This is a genomic window from Kitasatospora sp. NPDC088742 (genome assembly GCF_055584905.1).
Genome location: NZ_JBVJLD010000044.1, coordinates 1 through 18,196 on the forward strand (window position 1 = coordinate 1; position 18,196 = coordinate 18,196).

The 18,196-nt window shown below is 73.8% G+C and carries 19 protein-coding genes; 5 read left to right on the forward strand and 14 right to left on the reverse strand.

Annotation, left to right across the window (positions count from 1 at the left end; genetic code table 11):
* Nucleotides 1–128: 128 nt before the first annotated feature.
* Nucleotides 129–986: an acyl-CoA thioester hydrolase/BAAT C-terminal domain-containing protein gene (locus ACZ6ZR_RS28530; protein WP_465647081.1), complete on the forward strand. Its 858-nt coding sequence runs from the start codon at nucleotides 129–131 to the stop codon at nucleotides 984–986.
* 1 nt (nucleotide 987) lies between these two features.
* Here ACZ6ZR_RS28530 and ACZ6ZR_RS28535 read toward each other — a convergent pair whose 3' ends face one another.
* Genes ACZ6ZR_RS28535 through ACZ6ZR_RS28555 form a run of 5 tightly spaced genes read right to left on the reverse strand, consistent with a single transcriptional unit; the run spans nucleotide 988 to nucleotide 5,193 of the window.
* On the reverse strand, nucleotides 988–1,728 hold the full coding sequence (locus ACZ6ZR_RS28535) for a class I SAM-dependent DNA methyltransferase (RefSeq protein ID WP_465647083.1): 741 nt from the start codon (nucleotides 1,726–1,728) through the stop codon (nucleotides 988–990).
* Nucleotides 1,729–1,771: 43 nt separating this feature from the next.
* A complete protein-coding gene (locus ACZ6ZR_RS28540) occupies nucleotides 1,772–2,758 on the reverse strand; it encodes a HEAT repeat domain-containing protein (protein ID WP_465647085.1) in 987 nt (328 codons plus the stop codon).
* A gap of 51 nt (nucleotides 2,759–2,809) precedes the next feature.
* The gene (locus tag ACZ6ZR_RS28545; protein WP_465647087.1) at nucleotides 2,810–3,553 is read right to left on the reverse strand and encodes an amino acid ABC transporter ATP-binding protein; all 744 of its coding nucleotides are present in this window, start codon (nucleotides 3,551–3,553) and stop codon (nucleotides 2,810–2,812) included.
* Nucleotides 3,546–4,313, reverse strand: coding sequence for an amino acid ABC transporter permease (locus ACZ6ZR_RS28550; RefSeq protein WP_465647089.1), 768 nt, complete (start codon nucleotides 4,311–4,313; stop codon nucleotides 3,546–3,548). Before ACZ6ZR_RS28550 ends, ACZ6ZR_RS28545 begins: the two co-directional genes overlap by 8 nt.
* Before the next feature lie 37 nt (nucleotides 4,314–4,350).
* Nucleotides 4,351–5,193, reverse strand: a complete 843-nt coding sequence (locus ACZ6ZR_RS28555; RefSeq protein ID WP_465647091.1) for an ABC transporter substrate-binding protein — start codon at nucleotides 5,191–5,193, stop codon at nucleotides 4,351–4,353.
* Between the two features lie 385 nt (nucleotides 5,194–5,578).
* Between ACZ6ZR_RS28555 and ACZ6ZR_RS28560 the strand changes: the two genes are divergently transcribed.
* The gene (locus ACZ6ZR_RS28560) at nucleotides 5,579–6,157 is read left to right on the forward strand and encodes a GNAT family N-acetyltransferase (protein ID WP_465647093.1); all 579 of its coding nucleotides are present in this window, start codon (nucleotides 5,579–5,581) and stop codon (nucleotides 6,155–6,157) included.
* Nucleotides 6,158–6,228: 71 nt separating this feature from the next.
* Here ACZ6ZR_RS28560 and ACZ6ZR_RS28565 read toward each other — a convergent pair whose 3' ends face one another.
* The 3 genes from ACZ6ZR_RS28565 to ACZ6ZR_RS28575 form a co-directional block, all read right to left on the reverse strand.
* Nucleotides 6,229–7,152 (reverse strand): NADP-dependent oxidoreductase, encoded by a 924-nt coding sequence (locus tag ACZ6ZR_RS28565; protein ID WP_465647095.1) that lies wholly within the window; start codon nucleotides 7,150–7,152, stop codon nucleotides 6,229–6,231.
* A 106-nt stretch (nucleotides 7,153–7,258) separates the two neighbouring features.
* The gene (locus ACZ6ZR_RS28570; RefSeq protein WP_465647096.1) at nucleotides 7,259–7,633 is read right to left on the reverse strand and encodes a MerR family transcriptional regulator; all 375 of its coding nucleotides are present in this window, start codon (nucleotides 7,631–7,633) and stop codon (nucleotides 7,259–7,261) included.
* Between the two features lie 27 nt (nucleotides 7,634–7,660).
* The gene (locus ACZ6ZR_RS28575; RefSeq protein WP_465647098.1) at nucleotides 7,661–8,854 is read right to left on the reverse strand and encodes a DUF4190 domain-containing protein; all 1,194 of its coding nucleotides are present in this window, start codon (nucleotides 8,852–8,854) and stop codon (nucleotides 7,661–7,663) included.
* 144 nt (nucleotides 8,855–8,998) lie between these two features.
* Here ACZ6ZR_RS28575 and ACZ6ZR_RS28580 point away from each other — a divergent pair, with 144 nt between their 5' ends.
* The gene (locus ACZ6ZR_RS28580) at nucleotides 8,999–9,955 is read left to right on the forward strand and encodes a DUF2797 domain-containing protein (protein ID WP_465647100.1); all 957 of its coding nucleotides are present in this window, start codon (nucleotides 8,999–9,001) and stop codon (nucleotides 9,953–9,955) included.
* 53 nt (nucleotides 9,956–10,008) lie between these two features.
* Here ACZ6ZR_RS28580 and ACZ6ZR_RS28585 read toward each other — a convergent pair whose 3' ends face one another.
* From ACZ6ZR_RS28585 to ACZ6ZR_RS28605, 5 genes are all read right to left on the reverse strand, one after another.
* Nucleotides 10,009–10,893, reverse strand: a complete 885-nt coding sequence (locus ACZ6ZR_RS28585; RefSeq protein ID WP_465647102.1) for a patatin-like phospholipase family protein — start codon at nucleotides 10,891–10,893, stop codon at nucleotides 10,009–10,011.
* Nucleotides 10,894–10,928: 35 nt separating this feature from the next.
* The gene (locus ACZ6ZR_RS28590; protein ID WP_465647104.1) at nucleotides 10,929–11,864 is read right to left on the reverse strand and encodes a hypothetical protein; all 936 of its coding nucleotides are present in this window, start codon (nucleotides 11,862–11,864) and stop codon (nucleotides 10,929–10,931) included.
* 132 nt (nucleotides 11,865–11,996) lie between these two features.
* Entirely contained in the window at nucleotides 11,997–13,019 is a 1,023-nt protein-coding gene (locus tag ACZ6ZR_RS28595; RefSeq protein ID WP_465647106.1) for an ABC transporter substrate-binding protein, read from the reverse strand.
* Nucleotides 13,020–13,030: 11 nt separating this feature from the next.
* Nucleotides 13,031–13,807, reverse strand: a complete 777-nt coding sequence (locus tag ACZ6ZR_RS28600; RefSeq protein ID WP_465647108.1) for an ABC transporter ATP-binding protein — start codon at nucleotides 13,805–13,807, stop codon at nucleotides 13,031–13,033.
* Nucleotides 13,808–13,871: 64 nt separating this feature from the next.
* A complete protein-coding gene (locus tag ACZ6ZR_RS28605) occupies nucleotides 13,872–14,948 on the reverse strand; it encodes a FecCD family ABC transporter permease (protein ID WP_465647196.1) in 1,077 nt (358 codons plus the stop codon).
* A gap of 477 nt (nucleotides 14,949–15,425) precedes the next feature.
* Between ACZ6ZR_RS28605 and ACZ6ZR_RS28610 the strand changes: the two genes are divergently transcribed.
* Together ACZ6ZR_RS28610 and ACZ6ZR_RS28615 are read left to right on the forward strand one after the other, a co-directional pair.
* Complete coding sequence (locus tag ACZ6ZR_RS28610) at nucleotides 15,426–16,340, forward strand: SDR family oxidoreductase (RefSeq protein WP_465647110.1); 915 nt, start codon at nucleotides 15,426–15,428, stop codon at nucleotides 16,338–16,340.
* Between the two features lie 45 nt (nucleotides 16,341–16,385).
* Complete coding sequence (locus ACZ6ZR_RS28615; RefSeq protein ID WP_465647112.1) at nucleotides 16,386–16,679, forward strand: acylphosphatase; 294 nt, start codon at nucleotides 16,386–16,388, stop codon at nucleotides 16,677–16,679.
* Here ACZ6ZR_RS28615 and ACZ6ZR_RS28620 read toward each other — a convergent pair.
* A complete protein-coding gene (locus ACZ6ZR_RS28620) occupies nucleotides 16,666–18,126 on the reverse strand; it encodes an amino acid permease (RefSeq protein WP_465647114.1) in 1,461 nt (486 codons plus the stop codon). The two genes, ACZ6ZR_RS28615 and ACZ6ZR_RS28620, sit on opposite strands and share 14 nt — an antisense overlap.
* Nucleotides 18,127–18,196: the final 70 nt, after the last annotated feature.

Sequence of the window (18,196 nt, forward strand, 5' to 3'; positions counted from 1 at the left end):
CGTCGTAGCGGAGCTACCCGGGCTTTTGGCCGGTGCGGCGAGAGTGCGTGCCGGGCGGCGTGACGGGGCAAACCTTGCCGGGCACGGCACTAGCGTCTCCCGGAAGACCACGCCACCAGGGGGACACCATGACCGTGACCGAGCAGGAACTGACGACCCCTTGGGAGGCGCTGCTGGCCGGCCCGGCCGCCGGCGCCACCACCGGTGTGCTGGTGCTCGGCGGCTCCAGCGGCCGGGTGGAGCGCGACCGGGCCCGGCTGCTGGCGGAGCAGGGGGTGCTGGCGCTGGCCGTCCGCTGGTTCGGCGGGCCGGGGCAGACGCCGGGGGTGTGCGAGGTGCCGCTGGAGACCTTCGTCGCCGCGCTCGACCTGCTGGAGTCGCGCGGGGTGGAGCGGATCGTCGTGCTCGGCACCTCCAAGGGTGCGGAGGCGGCGCTGCTGACTGCCGTTCACGACCCGCGCGTGGACGCGGTGGTGGCGTTCTCCCCCACCTCCCACGTCTGGTGCAACGTCGGCCCGGGCCTGGACGGCCACGACCGCCCGTTCCGCTCCTCCTGGACCTGGCGCGGCGCTCCGCTGCCCTTCGTCCCGGTGGACGAGTCCTGGCGTCCCACCGAACCCGAAGGCACCCCGGTCGCCGTCCTCGGCTGGTACGAGCTCAGTGAGCGCACCTTCGCCGACCGCCTGCCCGCCGCCGCCATCCCGGTGGAACGGACCCGCGCCGACCTCCTGCTGATCGCCGGAGCGGACGACGCCATGTGGCCCTCGCTCCGCTACGCCGAGCAGCTCGCCGACCGCCGCCGCGCGGCCGGCCTCCCGGCCACCGTGGTCGCCCACCCGCGGGCCGGCCACCGGGCCCGCCTCCCCGGCGAGCCCGCGGTGGCCCCCTCCACCGTCTACGACCACGGCGGCACCCCCACCACCGAGGCCGAACTCGGGCTGGCCGCCTGGCCGGAGATCCTGAAGCTGCTCGGCCCTACGTGCTGAATCAGGCGGGCTTGCGCCAGACCGAGACGTGCTTGGCCGAGTCCTGGGTGAAGGGCGAGCCGTCCCAGTCGGCGAGCCGGCGCTCCAGCTCCAGCCCGGCGATCCGGGCCATCAGGTCGAGCTCGGCCGGCCAGGCGTACCGGTGCCGGGAGGCCTCGCGGCGGTAGCGGCCGTCCTCGCCGTCCAGGGTGAAGTGGTGCGAGACCAGGATCTGCCCGACCAGGTCGAAGGTGTCGAAGCCGAGGTGCTGCTCGGAGACGTCGAACGGCACCGCGACCTGGGTGGGCGGCAGCAGCCGCAGCGGCGGCACCCCCAGCTCGATCACGAACCGGCCGCCCGGCGCCAGGTGGCGCGCGGCGTTGCGGAAGCACTCGACCTGCTCGTCCTGGGTGAGCAGGTTGGTGATGGTGTTGTAGACCAGGTAGACCAGGGTGAACTCACCCGGCACCACCGTGGTGGCCATGTCGCCGACGGTCACCGGGAGGGTGCTCTCGTCGGCCTTGCGCCGCAGCACCGCCGCCATGTGCTCGGAGTACTCGATGCCGGCCACCGGCACGCCCCGCTCCCGGAGCGGGACACCCACCCGTCCGGTCCCGATGGCGAACTCCAACGCCCTTCCGTCTCCGGCGAGTTCGGCCAGGAGGTCGAGGGTCGGCGCGAGGGCGGCGGGCGAGGAGTGCTCGGCCTCCTCGGCGTCGTAGCGTTCGGCGGTCTCACGGTCCCACAGCTCACTCGTCGTCACGAGCGGCCACTCTGCCCCGCACCGGGCGGCGCTGTCGAACGGATTAGGCCGCGTCGGCACCGGCCAGTCCGGCGGCACGTACGGGGTCACCGCCGGCCCGGCGCAGCAGCGCCTCGACGTCCCACTCGAATTCACCGGCGCCGAGCCGGAGGTCGGTGCCGAACCGCTCCCGGTACACCCCGGCCGCCAACTCCGGCTTCATCCGGTCGAGTTCGCAGAGCAGCGCCCAGGCGAGGGCGTCCACCTCGGCCCGCTGCTCCGGATCGCAGGCCCGGACCGCCTCGCTGACACCGGGATCGTCCAGGTCGTACTCCCGCAGGTGCGGCAGCAGTTCGGGGACCCCGAGGATCTCCGCCGCCGTGAAGGTGTGGAGGTGCGCGCCCTCGGGATCGTCCAGCAGCTCGGCCACCAGCGCGACGGCGCGCGGGTCGTGGCGCCGGGCCAGGCCCCGGATGCCCTCCTCCCGGGCGTCGGGGTGGTCGTCGGTGGTCCGCTCCCACAGCGCCGCCCGGATCTCGGCGGTGTCGGCCTCGCACAGGAAGCCCAGGGTGAAGGTGGCCCAGTTCCGGACCTCCGGATCCGGGTCGCGGGTCAGCGCGACCAGCGCCCGGATGTCCGGCCCGTCCGGCCGTCCGGTGGCCGGCCTGGAGAGGGCCTCCGCCACTCGGCGCCGGATCTCGGCGTCGGCGTGCCCCGCGAGGGCGACCAGCACCGGCAGGACGCGCGGGTCCTCGGTCTGCCCCAGCGCCCGGGGCAGCACCGCCAGCACCGCGTCCACCGTCTCCCGCTCGGCGAACGCGAGCAGCGCGGTGGCGGCCTCCGCCCCGAGCTCCTTCTCGTGGTCGGCCGCGTCCCCCAGCAGGGCGGTGCCGACCTCGCGTTCGACCGGATCCGCCGAGCCGGTCAGCTCGCGGCCGAGGGCCAGGGCCGACGCCGCGTCAGCGGCGGCCCGCCACAGGGGTTCCCGGTACTCCTCCCCTGCCCGCGCCGCCGCCAGTGCCCGCCCGACCACCACCTCGACCGTCTCCATCCGGGCAGTCTTCCTGAGCACCGACGCCGCGCGCGAGTGGGTTTTCGCCGGTCAGATCACGTCCGCGAGGAACTGCCGCAGGCGCGGGCTCTCCGGGGCGCCGAAGACGGCCTCGGGCGGGCCGGACTCGACCACCACGCCGCCGTCCATGAAGGCGACGCCGTCGGAGACCGAGCGGGCGAAGCCCATCTCGTGGGTGACCACGACCATCGTCATGCCCTCCTTGCCGAGGTCGGCCATCAACGACAGGACGCCCTTGACCAGTTCGGGGTCGAGCGCGGAGGTGGCCTCGTCGAAGAGCATCACCCGGGGCCGCATGGCCAGGGCCCGGGCGATGGCCACCCGCTGCTGCTGGCCGCCGGAGAGCTGCCCCGGCCGGACGTCCGCCTTGTGGCGCAGCCCGACCAGGTCGAGCTGGTGGCGGGCGGCCTCGGCCGCCTCGTCCCGGGAGAGCCCGCGCAGCTTGCGCAGCGGGAGGGTGAGGTTGCGCTCCACGCTGAGGTGCGGGAAGAGGTTGAACTGCTGGAAGACCATGCCGATCTGATGGCGCAGCAGGTCGGGGTCGCGCCGCAGCACGCTCTCGCCGTCCAGCAGGACGTCGCCCCGGTCGGGCTCGACCAGGCGGTTGAGGGTCCGCAGCAGGGTGGACTTGCCGGAGCCGGAGGGGCCGATGACGGAGACGGTGTGGCCCCGGGGGACGTCGAGGTCCACGCCGCGCAGGATCCGGTTGCCGCCCAGCGAGAGGTGCAGGTCGCGGGCGCTCAGGCTGACGGGTGAGAAGGCCGTGTCAGGCACGTGCCGCTCCTTCGGGGACGGGCGCCGCCTCGGTGGCGGCCTCGGGTTCGACGGTCTTGCGCCCGTTGCGGAGCCGGCGGTCGATGACGTTGACCAGGTGCGTCAGCGGCACGGTGAGCAGGAGGTAGAACAGCCCGGCCAGGACCAGGGCGGACTCGTTGCCGGTGTTGGCGGCGGCGTCCTGGCCGATCCGGAACAGGTCCCGCTGGTCGGCCATCAGCCCGAGGAAGTAGATCAGGCTGGAGTCCTTGATAAGCGCGATCAGCTGGTTGACCCAGGCCGGCAGGATCCGCCGCACGCCCAGCGGGATGACGACCAGTCGCATCGCGGCGGCGTACGAGAACCCGAGGGCCCGCGCCGCCTCCAGCTGGCCGGGCTCCACGCTCTGGATGCCGGAGCGGAAGATCTCGCCGAAGTACGCGGCGGCGATCAGCGAGAGGGCCAGGATCCCGAGCGGGTACGGGTCGGGCCCCCAGACCAGCATGCCCTGCGGGGCCAGCCCGACTCCGATCAGCAGGATGGTGACCGCGGCGGGCAGGCCGCGGAACACGTCCGTGTAGAGCCGGGCCGGCCACCGCAGCCAGCGGGTCCCGGAGATCCCGGCGACCGCCAGGAGCAGGCCGAGCACCGTCCCGATGACGGCCGAGGTCACGGCGAGGAGCAGCGTGTTGGGCACGCCGGTGGTGAGCAGGTCGGGGATCGCGGAGCGCATCGACTCCCAGTTGAAGAAGGTCTCCGCCAGCGTGCCCAGCTGGTCCACGTCGGTCTCCTGTCCTAGCGGTAGCGGTGACGGGTGCTCAGGACGCCGTGAGCGGCGGGAAGGCGACCGAACCGCTGCCCGGCTTGAAGCCCTCCGGGACCGGGCGGCCCGGGTAGTACTGCTGCTGGAGCTTGGTCCAGGTGCCGTCGGCGATGACCTCGTCGAGCGCCTTGTTCAGCGCGGCCAGCAGCTCCGGGCGGTCCAGCGCCACGGCGAAGGCGGTCGGGGCGGAGCTGAGCTGCTTCTGCGCGAGCACCACCTTGCCGCCGCTGTCGTTGGCGCTCTTCTCGCCGATCTCGGCCGGGGATATCCAGGCCTCGGCGGTGCCGGTCTTCAGCTGGTTGAGGGCGCTGTTGTAGTCCGGCACCCGCACCGGGTCGAGCTTGTTCTTGGTGGCGTAGTCGTCCTGGACGGTGCCCTGCACGACCACCACGCGCTTGCCCGTGAGCTGGTCGAAGCTCTTGATCGGCGAGCCGGCGGGCACGTCGAGCCCGAAGTACCCGAAGTCGTAGCCGTTGGTGAAGGCCACCGTCTTCTTCCGGGCCTCGGTGACGGTGATGGACGAACTGCCCACGTCGAACTTGCGGTTGGCGACCTGGGAGAGCAGCGCGGAGAAGTCCGTGGAGGCGAACTGGACCTTGAGGCCGGCCTTGGCGGCGACGGCGGTGAACAGGTCGTTGTCGAAGCCGGTGAACTTGCCGTCCTTGAGGAAGACGTTCGGCGGCGCGTCGGAGAGCGTGCCGACGTGGGCCGTGCCGGGCTCGTTCAGCTTGAGCGGGTTGTCGGCGGACTTCGAGGAGGCCGAGCTGCCGCACGCGGCGAGCGGGGCGAGGGCGAGGACGGCGGCGAGGGTGGCGACGACGGCGCGGCGCGGCTGCATGGGAGCTCCAGGGATGACGGAAGGCAGGAAGAAGGTGCGCGCCGACGGCCCCGTTCCGGCAGTGGTGGCCGGGACGGGACGGAGGGCAACGGGGAACCACCGGAACCCGGATACGGGCATGCCGGTGCGGATGGAACGAGAGGGAGAACGCGGCGTGCGGTCGGCGTCAGAGCCGGAAGTGAGCGCGCGTCAGCAGCTGGGGCGACAGCTCATCGCCGTCACACGGCGCAGGTCGATGTGCCTGCGCGAAACGAGGTATCCAGCCATGCGGGCATACTGCGTGGTGATCGTCCACGGAGTCAAATCACATGATCGAAGGCGCCCGGCTCCGTGACCTTGCGTTCCGTTCCCGAGGGCCCCGCCGGCCGTGTGCCAGGATGCGGGAATGATCAACGAGAACATCGCGGGCCGTGACGCCGCGTCAGGGCCGCCCGTGCTCCGGTTGGCCGGTGGGCTGGAGCTGCGGCCCTGGGCGGCCGGGGATGCCGGGGCGCTGGTGGCGGCCGGGCAGGAGCCGGCGATTCGGCGGTGGAATCTGTTCACCGTTGCCTCGGAGGAGGAGGCGCGGGGGCGGATCGGGCGGATGCGGGAGCGTTGGGAGGCCGGGACGGGGGCGGTCTGGGCGGTCGCGGAGGGGGCCGAGGTGCTCGGGCTGATCGGGTGCAACGACCTCGATCTCGCCAACCGCAGTGCGGAGTTGGTCTACTGGCTGCTGCCCGCCGCGCGCGGCCGGGGCCTCGCGGTGGCGGCCGTGCGGCGGGTGACCCGGTGGGCGGTGGAGGAGTACGGGCTGCACCGGCTGCGACTCTGTCACTCGACGGCGAACCCCGCCTCCTGCCGGGTGGCGGAGAAGGCGGGGTACTCCTTCGAGGGGACCATGCGCGGCGCGCTGCTGCACGGGGACGGCTGGCACGACCAGCACCTGCACGCCTTCCTCCGCGGCGACCCGCTCCCGGCCGCCTGAGCGCCGTGGCACTCGACGCCCAACTCCGTCTGACGGCAGCGGTGTTCGCGGTGATACCGCCGGCGGATCCCTCATGCCACCTTGATGACGACCTTGCCGGAGGCGTGGCCGTTCTCGACGGTGGCGAGGGCCGCCGGGGCCTCGGAGAGCGGGTGGACCGCGGTGACGACGGGTGCGAGGACTCCGTCCAGGGCCAGCCGGGCGGACCGCTCCAGGTTCTCGCGGTCGATGCGACGCTCGACGAAACGCCCGCCGAGCTCGGACACGGACGCGTCACCCACGGCGATGACGCCGCGCGGATCCCGGGCCAGCCGGGCGACCGTCCGCAGTGAGATGCCTCCGACCAGGTCGACGATCCCGTCGAAGCCGCCCGGAGCCAGCCGGCGTGCCGCGGCGGTGACGTCCTCGGCGGCGTAGTCGACGAACCTCACCCCGAGGGCCTCGGCGTGCTCGCGTTTGGCGGCGCTCCCGGTGCCGACCACCCGCAGCTCGCGCCCGGCGGCCAGCCGGGCGACGGCGAGGCCGACCCCGCCCCCGACCCCGTTCACCAGGACCGTGGCACCGGCCGGCAGGCCGAGTTGACCGAGCACGTCCACCGCGGTCGTCCCGGCCACCGGCAGCGTCGCCGCCACGGTCGCGGACAGACCCGCCGGGACACGGGCGGTGTGGGGTGCGGACAGCACCGTCGTCTCGGCATAGGTACCGCCACCGGTGAGCGCGAAGCCGAAGACGAGGTCGCCCACGTCGAGCCCGTCGACGTCCTCACCCCGGGCCAGGACGGTTCCGGCCGCCTCCATGCCCAGCACCCGGGGAAACGGACGCCCGCCGTCGAGCCCCTCGACCACGCCCGAACGCAGCAGGTGGTCAAGGGGGTTCACGCCGGCGACCTCGACCCGGATCAGCACCTCACCGCGCCCGGGGACGGGATCGGGACGGTCGAAGTACTCCTGCACCTCGGGCCCGCCGTACCTGCCGAAGCCCCATGCCTGCGCCATCTTCTGCCGCCCCTCGTACGACCCGCCCGGTGGCTCCGGGCGCTGTCGCCATCCTCATCTCTGACACCGGTGTCAGGGGCAAGCGACCGAGACGCAGGTCACAGCATCAGGGGCCCGTGGACAGCTCCGCCCGGTGCCGGCTGTTGGCCGCGATCAGAGCGTCGAGTGCGTCCCGGGTCTCGATCAGCTGCGCGATGCCGGCGTCGATCCGCTCGCGCTCGCGCAGCATCGCCGCGAAGGTCTCCTCGGCGATGCCCAGGTCACCCGGGACGTCCACGCACGGGAGCAGGGTCGCGATCACCCGGCTGGACATCCCCGCGTCGAACATCTGCCGGATGAGCGACACGCGCACGACCGCGGTGTCGGCGTAGTGGCGCTGGCCCGCGCCGGAGCGTGAACTGGCCAGCAGGCCCTGCTCCTCGTAGTACCGCAGTGAGCGTGGACTCACGCCCGTGTGCTTGGACAGCTCGCCGATCCGCATCCGGCAGAGCCTACGCCCGCCTCGGGCTCAGACCTGGGCGGGCCGCTCGTCCGCCGGGGTGGAGCGGAGGCCGATGGCCTGGCGGAGGAGGGCGTCGGCCTCGCCGTTGGCGTTCTGGTCGAGGCCGTCGAAGGCGTCGTAGAGGGCGTCGACGTCCTCGTCCTTGGTCTCGTTCAGCTTCTTGGCCTGGGTGACGACGCGGTCCAACTCGCTCTGGAGCTCCGCGAGTTCCGGCCGGTTCGGCCGGCTCCAGGCGACCTGCGCCAGCTTGGACTTGGCGGTGGCCGCGGCGCTCGCGACCTGGCGGCCCCACTCCTGGTAGTCGTCCGTCGCATCCTCGACCTCGGCGACGGGGGCGCCGGCCAGGGCCACGTCGAGCTCCCGGGTGGCCTCCAGGTAGCCGGACTGTTCGGCGCTCCAGCGGGCCGGGTCCTGGCGGAGGGTGCCGGTGCGCAGCTGGTCGGAGTCGAAGAGGCAGATCGCCCGCTTGGTGGTGGGCCAGACCTCACGGTCGGGGTAGATGCTGGTGGGCTCCACGGTGCGCGGGATGCTCCAGTGGTCCGGGGTGTAGGCGTACTGGGGGCCGACGCACTGGAGCGAGACGGTCCGCTCCAGCTGGGTGGTGCCGGGGTAGTCGGCGCCGGGGAGGTGGGCGACGCCGAACACCTCGCCGTGGTGCGGTTCGGTGCAGGGCACCACGGTGAAGCGGGCGCGGACCTCCCGCTCGCCGGTGGTCTCCTTCATGCAGTCCCCCGTCTTGAGGTTGAAGACCGCGACCCGGCTGCCCGACTGGGCCAGCCCCTCCCTGATCCCCTGCGCGAAGAACGGGACCACGGCCAGCGTCACCAAGGCCCAGACGCTGGAGAGCACGATGCCGGCCACCGCCATGCCCTTGCCGCGCTGGGGGTACCGCTTGATCCGGCGCAGCGCGGCGATGCCGAGCCCGAGGCCGAGCGTCCAGGCGAAACAGAACAGGCCGAAGACGCCGAGGACCAGGGAGGCGACGGCCATCCCGTTGGTGCCGGGGGCCGGGGGCGGCGGTCCCTGCCAGTACGGGGCACCGGGGTACGGCGGGGCGGGGTAGGGGGCGGCGTACGGACCGTACGGGTCGGCGGCGGAGGCCTGCGGCGGCACGTAGGCATAAGGGTCGGCGGGCGGGGACCAGTCGGGTGCGGCCGGGGTGGCGCTCGGCTGGCTGGACTGGTCGGGCTCGGACGACAAGGGACTCCCCCGGAGGACACGGTGCCGTCGGCGCGACGGTTGCGCGAATATAGCCGATCGTCCGATGGTCTTCCCAGTGGGTTCCCAGGTCATCCGGCCTGCGGCCCCACGATCTGTCGGTGGCAGGCCGTACGCTCACGTCCCGTGGACGGGAACGAGAGCGGGAACCGGACGGAGCCGACGGAGCGGGGCTGGACGGCGACGGGGCTGCGGTGGCGCGAGGGCGTCCCCGTGCTCACGGCCGCCCGCGGCGTGGAGGAGCACCGCCGCGAGGTCGGCGTGGGCACCCGGATCGGCTGGGAGGTGGCCGGCCCGCGCCGCTGCACCGGGATCCGGACGACGCACCGTCACCACCCCTGCCCCACCGCCGCCCCGCTCGACCCGGCCGGGAAGTCCGGCCAGTGCACGGCCTGCCAGGACGCGGACCAGGGGCTGGCACTGGCCCGCGACCGGGTGGTGGACGACGGGCGGACGTACCGGCTCTACCTGGCCTGGTTCGGCCCCGGCCTGGCCAAGGTCGGCCTGACGGCGGAGCAGCGCGGCAGCGCCCGGCTGCTGGAGCAGGCGGCCCCGGCCTGGACCTTCCTGGCGCGCGGGCCGCTGCCGGGGGTGCGGCGGGCGGAGCTGACGGTGGCTCAGGCCGGGCTGGCCCGGGAGCGGTTCACCACCAAGACCAAGAACCGGGGGTGGTGGCACCTGCCCGGGCCGCAGGAGCGGGCGGAGGCCGTCCGGGCGCTGCGGGCCGAGGTGCTGCCGGTGCTGGCCGGGCACGCGGTGGAGCTGTTCCCGGACGGCCCGGTGGTCGACCAGGTGGAGCTGTTCGGCCTGGCCGGGGGGCCGCCGCCGGTGTACCGGGAGGTGACGGCGCTCTCCGACGGGGCCCGGTTGAGCGGGGTGCTGCGCGCTCCGGTCGGCCAGCAGCTCTTCCTGACGCCCGATCAGGCCCCGGGTGCCGACGGGGAAGCCGCGGCGGCCGTCCCCCTGCTGCTGGACACCCGCCTGCTCACCGGCTGGACGCTCCGCCCCTGCGCCCCGGCTCCCTGCACCGGCCTGACCGAGCAGCTCCGCTCCCGTCCGGTCGAGCAGACCGCGCTCTTCTGACGCCCCTCCGGCCCCCCACCACCGCCCCTGGCGGTAGCCGGGGTGACGGACGTTCAGCCGAGCGGCTGCCCTGCCAGGTAGTCGGTCGTGGCGCGGTAGCCGGTGGCGATCCGGCGGCGGATCATGTCGAGCTCCTCCCGGCGGGACTTCCACAGGCCGTAGTCCGGCGGCTCCATGTCCTCCTCCCCGCTGGGCAGCACGTGCACCGTCACCCCGGGCCTGGGGCGGGCGAGTTCGGCGGCCGCCTGGTTGCGGCGGCTCAGCTCGAAGGTGGCCTGGGCCAGCTCCCAGGGCAGCCGGGGCACCCGCAACTGCGGCTCGTACTGGCGTAGCCGCATCGCGTAGACGGTGGTCGCGCCGAGGGCGGCGGCGCGGCCGACCGGGATGCTGTCCACCAGGCCGCCGTCCAGGTAGTGCTCCCCGTCGATCTCCACCGGCGGCCACAGACCGGGGACGGCGCTGGAGGCCCGCAGTGCGGGGATCAGCGGTCCCTGGCCGAAGTAGCGCACGGTGGCCCGCTCCAGCACCGCCCCGGTGCACTCGAAGGGGATCTTGAGGTCCTCGAACTGGGCCTGCTCGCCGAAGTAGTCGGCCAACAGCCGCCGCAGGCCCTGGTCAGTGTTCAGCCCGGCCCGCAGGTGGCGGGCGTTGGACAGCACGCTCATCGGTGACGGCCGCATCACCTGGCGCTTGACGAACTCGACCCAGAAGTCCATCAGGTCGACGCAGCAGGCCAGGGTGGGGTCCTTGGCGACGAAGGCGCCCTGCACGCTCCCGATCGAGGTGCCGACCACCAGGTCCGGGGTGATGCCCGCCTCGAACAGGGCTCGCAGCATCCCGGCCTGGTAGCCGCCGAGGACGCCTCCGCCGCCGAGCACGAAGGCCGTCCGGGGGATCGAGCTCCGGCCCTGGCCGTTGCTCTCCTGGCTCTCCTGCACTGGGTTCTCCGTTCCGTGCGGGGGTGGTGGCTGGTTCACCCGGCCGCCGCCGTTGCGAGGTCGGCGGCGTCCGCCGCGGGTGCGCCGTCGGTTCCGGCCCTGGTGGCGCGGACCCAGGTGTCGAGTTCGGCCCAGCGGTCCTCCAGCCAGCCCGCGAACCCCGGCTTGTCCTGCGGGAGTCGGCCCGCCTCGTAGACCCAGCAGGCGGTGGCCACCCGGCTCCGGCCCTCGGGGGCCGGGTAGCGGCGGCCGAGCCGCCAGGGCAGCAGGTCCTCCAGCCCGGTGTGGCCGAGCAGCACCACCTGGGTGTCGGCGGGGGCGGCCCGCAGCACCGCCCAGGCGCCGCCGGGCACCGGCGGGAGCACGCAGCGCCCCGCCCCCGCCCGGCGGTGGTAGTTGGTGCCCTCCGGGAAGAGCACCAGGGCGCCCCGGTGGTCCAGCTCCCGGGCCATGGTCATCAGCCGCCGCACCGCGACCATCCGGCCCTCGTCGTTCCACCGGATCGGGTGCACCGGGATGCGGGCCAGCGCCCCGGCCAGGCCCGGATCGGCGGTGACCGCCAGCTTGCAGATCGCGTACGGGCTGCGGCCCATCCCGCTCTGGATGCAGTGCACGGCCAGCTGGGTGTTCATCAGACCGGCGTGCCGCATCAGCAGCAGCACCGGCCGTCCCGGGTCGAGCGCGGGCATCGCCAGCTCCAGCGGGAGCCCCGCCGCGCGCAGCCCCGGCCCGAAGAACCGCTCCCCGCAGCGCCGCAGGAACGTCTCGTGCTCCGCGCGGCGCTGCTCCGCCGTCCGCCCCCGGCGGCAGGCGGCCCTCAACGTGCCCCACAGAGCCGGGAGTTCGTAGCTCACCAGGTAGGCGGCGTAGACCGGAGCCAGCCGGGCCGCACCCCGCAGGGCCCCGGGCCGGACCCAGCCGCCCACACTCCCGCTCCGGGCCGCCTCTCCGCCCGCTCTGCTCTCGGTCACGGACCAAGCCCACCCTGGTTCGGCCGCGCCCTCACCCCGGGCGGTCCGCCCGGGTGACCGGTACCGCCCGGGCGGGTGAGCCGGTCACCCGGTCGAGCAAGAGCTGCGCACACGAAGGACCATGGCGCTCCGTCAGCCGCTCGTGGACCTCAGGTAGGCGGCGAGGCGGGTGATGGCGGCCGGGTTGCGGGGGCTCTCGACCAGGTCGACGTAGGAGAGGACGAAGATGCGGTCGTTCCGGACGGCGGAGACCTGGGCGAGCGGCGGGTAGGACCTCAGGAACTGCCGCTTGGCCTCGGCGGTGGTGTCGCCGTAGTCGTTGATGACGATCACCTCCGGGTCGCGGGCGACCACGGCCTCCCAGCCGACGGTGGTCCAGGAGTCGTCCAGGTCGCCGAAGACGTTCCTGCCGCCGGCCTTGGTGATGATCTGCTCGGGCGCGGCGAACCGGCCGGAGGTGAACGGCTTGTCCTGGCCGCTGTCGTAGAGGAAGACGCTCGGGTGCCGCGCGGGGGCGGCGGCCTCGGCCTTCGCCACCTCGGCCTTAGAGTCGGTGATCAGCTGCTGTGCCTTCGCCTCGACCTCGAAGATCCGACCGAGGTTGGCGAGGTCCGCGTAGAGCGCGTCCAGCGGCGGCATCACGCCCCGGGCCTTCTCCTTGCCGTTGCGGCAGGACTCGGTGAGCGTGTAGGAGCCGACGCCCAGCTTGCCCAGGCCCTCGGGGGTGAGGCCGGTGGTCTCGTTCCACCCGTAGTTCCACCCGGCGAAGACCAGGTCGGCCCTGGCGTCGAGCACCAGCTCCTTGGTGATCTCCTTCTTGGAGAGCCACCGGGTGCGCTCGTACTCCTTCCCCCAGGCGACGGCGGACAGGTCGCCCTTCTCGTCCGGCATCACGTACCCGGCCATCCGGTCGGCCAGGCCGAGGGCGAGCATCAGCTCGGTGATGCCGATGTCGTTGGTGACCACCCGGGCGGGCTTCTGCTGGTACGTCACCTGGCGGCCGCAGTTGTCCAGGGTGACGGGGTAGTGCGCGGATCCGGCGGTCTCCGCCGGCGGGGTGACCTCGGCGCCGCAGCCGGCCAGGCCCAGCGAGAGGGCGAGGGCCAGCGCGGCGGTGGCGGCCAGGGGCCGGCGGGGGGTGGTGGTGGGCAGCACGTGACGGATCCTCAGGATTCGGGGGCGAGACGGTCGAAGAGCAGTTGGACGGCCCCGGTGACGGGGTGTCGGACGGGGTGCGCGCGCACCCCGAAGACCTCGGCCAGCAGGGCGGCGGAGAGCACCTCGCCGGGCGGGCCCGAGGTGACGATCCGGCCGCCCGCGATGACGTACAGCAGGTCGCAGTGGGCGGCGGCCAGGTTGAGGTCGTGCAGGGCGGTGAGGACGGTCAGCCCGCTGTCGCGGACCAGCGCCAGCACCTCCAACTGGTGCGCGATGTCCAGGTGGTTGGTCGGCTCGTCCAGCACCAGCACGTGCGGGCGCTGCACCAGCGCGCGGGCGATCAGCACCCGCTGCTTCTCGCCGCCGGAGAGCTGGAGGAACCCCCGGCCGGCCAGGTGGGCGGCACCGACCTGCGCCAGTGCCTCGCCGGTGCCGACGGCGTCCTCCGGGGACGGGCCCCCGAAGCCGCGCCGGTGCGGCAGGCGGCCCATGCCCACCACCTCGGCCACCGTGAAGTCGAACTCGGCCACCGTCTCCTGCGGCAGCGCGCCGACCCGGCGGGCACCCTCACGCGGCGTCAGCCCGTAGAGGTCCTCGCCGTCCAGCAGTACGCCGCCGCTGCTCGGGCGCAGCGCCCGGTAGACGGTGCGCAGCAGGGTGGACTTGCCGCTGCCGTTCGGCCCGACCAGCCCGATCACCTGCCCGCTCGCGGCCCTCAGACTGGCCTCGTGCACCAGCCGCGCCCCGGCGATCTCCACCGAGACCGCGTCGATCTCGACCTTCACCGGACGTCTCCCGGCACTCCGTCAGCGGCCTGCGACCGGCTCCGGCTCCACCCCTGAGTCACCATCAGCGGCCGCCGAAGCTGTACGCGCGCCGCCGCATCAGCAGCAGGAAGCACGGCACGCCGAGCACCGCCGTGATCACCCCGACCGGCAGCTCCGCCGGGGCGAGCAGCAGCCGGGAGACGATGTCGACCCAGACCAGCAGCACCGCGCCGAGCAGCGGAGCCACCGTCAGCACCCGCCGGTGTCCGGCCCCGACCAGCATCCGGGCCAGGTGCGGCACCATCAGCCCGACGAAGCCGATCGCCCCGCTGACCGCGACCACCGTCCCGGTCACGGCGGCGGTCACCAGGAACAGCGCCCGCCGCAGCCGGGCCGCGTCGACGCCCAGCGCGGCGGCGGTCTCGTCCCCCATGGCCAGCGCGTCCAGGCTCCCGGCGGCGGCCAGCAGGTAGACCAGCCCGGCCAGCACGGTGGCCGCCGCGATCGGGACGGAGGCCCAGGTGGCGCCGCCGAGACTGCCGAGCAGCCACATCATCGCGGTGCGGGCGGCCTCGCCGCGCTCCGCCGAGAAGACCATCAGCGAGGTGACGGCCGAGAAGCCGTAGGCGAGGGCGGTGCCGGTGAGGACCAGCCGCAGCGGGGTGAGGCCGTGGGCGGTGCGGGCCGCCGCGTAGACCAGGACCATGGCGGCCAGCGCCGAGCTGAAGGCCGAGAGCGAGAGCGCCCAGACCCCCAGCGAGGCGAAGGCTCCGAGCAGCAGCACGGCGTTGGCGCCGACCGCCGCGCCGGAGGAGATGCCGAGCACGAAGGGGTCGGCCAGGGCGTTGCGCACCATGGCCTGGACGGCGACGCCGACGGCGGAGAGCCCGGCGCCGACCACGGCGGCGAGCACCGCCCGGGGCAGCCGGATCTCCCAGACGATGGTGTAGCCGGCCACCTGGTCGGCGCCGATCCGCCCGCCGGTGAGCCCGGCCTCCAGGAAGCGGGTGACCTGACCGAGGCTCAGCCCCGAGGAGCCGAGGGCGACTCCGCAGACCAGCGAGGCCAGCAGCGCCGCGCCGAGGCCGAGCGCGAGCGGCCCGGTGCGCAGCGGCGGCCGGGCGGGTGCAGGACCGGGCGGGCCGGGCGGTCCGGACAGGTCGGTGGCGCTGCCGGGAGGTCCGGTGTCGGTGGTCGCGCTGCTCAACGGCTGGGCCTTCGGTCGGGCCCCGGGCGTACGGGGGCGCGACCGGACGGGCCGCGCGCGGGGGCGGACGGCGGGCGTCCGCGCGCTCCGGCGGGCGCGCCGTTCGGCATCCCCTCGCAGTCCGCGGCGAGTTCTCGGGAGGACCGCGCCGCCGGGGGTGATCGGGCTCACGGACCGTCAGGAACCGTTCCACCGTTGCGGGTCAGCGCCGGGTTCTCACCGGACTTCTCCCTCGGGACGCCTTGGCAGCATAGCAAGGCTCACCTCACCGGTAAGGGGCCAACCCCTGTGGCACCCGGCACACCGCAGGTGCGGCCGCGTCCTCGCAGGTCCGGCCGTGCCACCACGGGCCCGGCCGCGCCCCCGCCGATCTGCCGTACCCGACCGGTAGCGTGCCCGGCGGACGATTCCTCGAGCGAAGGAGCAGCCGTGGCGGGCGAACTGACGGGACGGGTGGCCCTGGTGGCCGGGGCCACCCGGGGTGCCGGGCGGGGCATCGCGGTCCAGCTGGGCGCGGCCGGCGCCACCGTGTACTGCACCGGCCGCTCCACCACGGGCCGCCGCTCGGAGTACGACCGGCCGGAGACGGTGGAGGAGACGGCCGCGCTGGTGGACGCGGCGGGCGGACGCGGCCTCCCGGTGGTGACGGACCATCTGGTGCCGGAGCAGGTCGAGGCGCTGGTGCGGCGGATCGACGCCGAGCAGGGCCGCCTCGACGTGCTGGTGAACGACATCTGGGGCGCCGAGCGCCTCTTCGAGTGGGACACCCCGGTCTGGGAGCACGACCTGACGAACGGTCTGCGCCTGCTCCGCCTCGCGGTGGAGACGCACGCCGTCACGTCCCACCACGCGCTCCCGCTGCTGCTGCGCTCCCCCGGCGGGCTGGTGGTGGAGATGACCGACGGAACCGCCGACTACAACCGGGACCACTACCGGATCAACCTCTTCTACGACCTCGCCAAGACCTCGGTGCTGCGGATGGCCTACGCCCTCGGCCACGAGCTCGGGCCGCGCGGCGCCACGGCGGTGGCGCTCACGCCCGGCTGGATGCGCTCCGAGATCATGCTGGAGGCCTTCGGCGTCACCGAGCCCACCTGGCGCGAGGCCCTGGAGAAGCAGCCGCACTTCGCCATCTCGGAGACCCCGTCCTACGTCGGCCGCGCGGTGGCGGCCCTGGCCGCCGACCCGCGGCGCGACCGGTGGAACGGGCAGTCGCTCTCCAGCGGGCAGCTCGCCCGCGAGTACGGCTTCACCGACCTGGACGGCAGCAGCCCGGACGCCTGGCGCTACATGGTCGAGGTCCAGGACCCGGGCCGCCCGGCCGACACCACCGGCTACCGCTGATCCTCGATCCGGCCGGCCGCCCGTCCGGCCGGGTACGGTGGCCGCATGAGCGACGACCGCACCCGGCTGACCGCCCTCGTCCGCGGACTGGTGCAGGGCGTCGGCTTCCGATGGTCCGTCAGGGAGCGGGCCGAGGCGGTCGGCGGGCTGACCGGCTACGCGCGAAACCTCGCCGACGGAGGCGTGGAGGTGGTGGCCGAGGGCGGCCGCGCGGAGTGCGCACGCCTGCTGGAGTGGCTGCGCGAGGGCTCCACCCCGGGCCGGGTGGACTCGGTGGCCGAGCAGTGGAACTCCCCTGACCACGCGGCCACCGAGCACCAGGGCTTCACGATCCGCTGAGCACCTTGCCGTCGGCCCGCTCGGCCCGCTTGCGCCGGCCGTGCAGCACGCCCAGCAGCACCACGAAGCCCGCCACCGCCATCGACAGCGAGACCACCTCGCGGTTCTCCGCGTCCGTGAACATGTAGCCGATCACGAAGACGATCATCGCGATCGCCGCCCAGGTCAGCCACGGGAAGAACCACATCTTCACCGTCAGCCCCTCCGGCTTCTCCCGCAGCAGGATGCCGCGCATCCGCAGCTGGGTGCAGCAGATCACCAGCCAGACGAAGAGCGCGATCGCCCCGGAGGAGTTCAGCAGGAAGCTGAAGACGGTGTCCTTGAACGCGTAGTTGAAGTACACCGCGACGAAGCCGAAGACCACCGAGCCGAGGATCGCCGCCACCGGCACGCCCCGCCCGTTGGCCCGGGCGAAGGCGGCCGGCGCGTCGCCGCGCTCACCGAGCGAGAACGCCATCCGGGAGGCCGTGTAGAGGCCGGAGTTGAGGCAGGAGAGCACGGAGGTGAGGATCACCACCTCCATGATGGTGCCCGCGTGCGGGATGCCGATCGAGTCCAGCGCGGCCACGTAGGAGCCCTTGGCGGTGATCGCGGGGTCGTTCCACGGGAGCAGGGTGAGCACCACCAGGATCGAGCCCAGGTAGAAGACGGCGATCCGCCAGATCACCGAGTTGGTGGCCCGGGTGACGGCCCGTCGGGGGTCGGCCGACTCGCCGGCGGCCAGCGTGACGATCTCGCTGCCCATGAAGGAGAAGACCACCATCAGCACACCGGTCAGCACCGCCCCGGCCCCGTGCGGGAAGAAGCCGCCGGTGTCGGTCAGGTGGGCCAGGCCCGCGCCGGGGTTGTCCGAGCCCGGCAGCAGCCCGAAGACCGCGAGCAGGCCGATCACCACGAAGGCCCCGATCGCCACCACCTTGATCCCGGCGAACCAGAACTCGAACTCGCCGTAGGAGGCCACCGACCCGAGGTTGGTGACGGTCAGCACCGCCATCACGATCAGCGCCCAGGCCCACTGCGGCACGGCCGGGACCCAGCCCTCCAGGATCACCGCACCGGCGGTGGCCTCCACCGCCAGCACCACGACCCAGAAGAACCAGTACAGCCACCCGATCGAGAACCCGGCCCAGCGGCCCAGCGCCCGGTCCGCGTAGGCCGAGAACGACCCCGGGTCGGGGCTGGCCGCCGCCATCTCGCCGAGCATCCGCATGACCAGCACCACCAGCACGCCGACCAGCAGGTACGACAGCAGGATGGCCGGGCCCGCCTTGGCGATGCCGGCGCTCGACCCGACGAACAGGCCGGCGCCGATCACCCCGCCGATCGCGATCATCGACAGGTGACGGTTCTTCAGACCGGCGTGCAGGCCGTCCCGCGACTGCTGCTCCGCGGGCGGGCGACCGGTGGTGGGGTCACCCTGCTCGGGGCGGGTTCTGGTGGAGTCCATGGGGGTGTCCTTGCGGTTCGGGCCGCCGGGGCCACCCGGGATTCCCGAGCGTGCCGACGGCTGGGGCCAC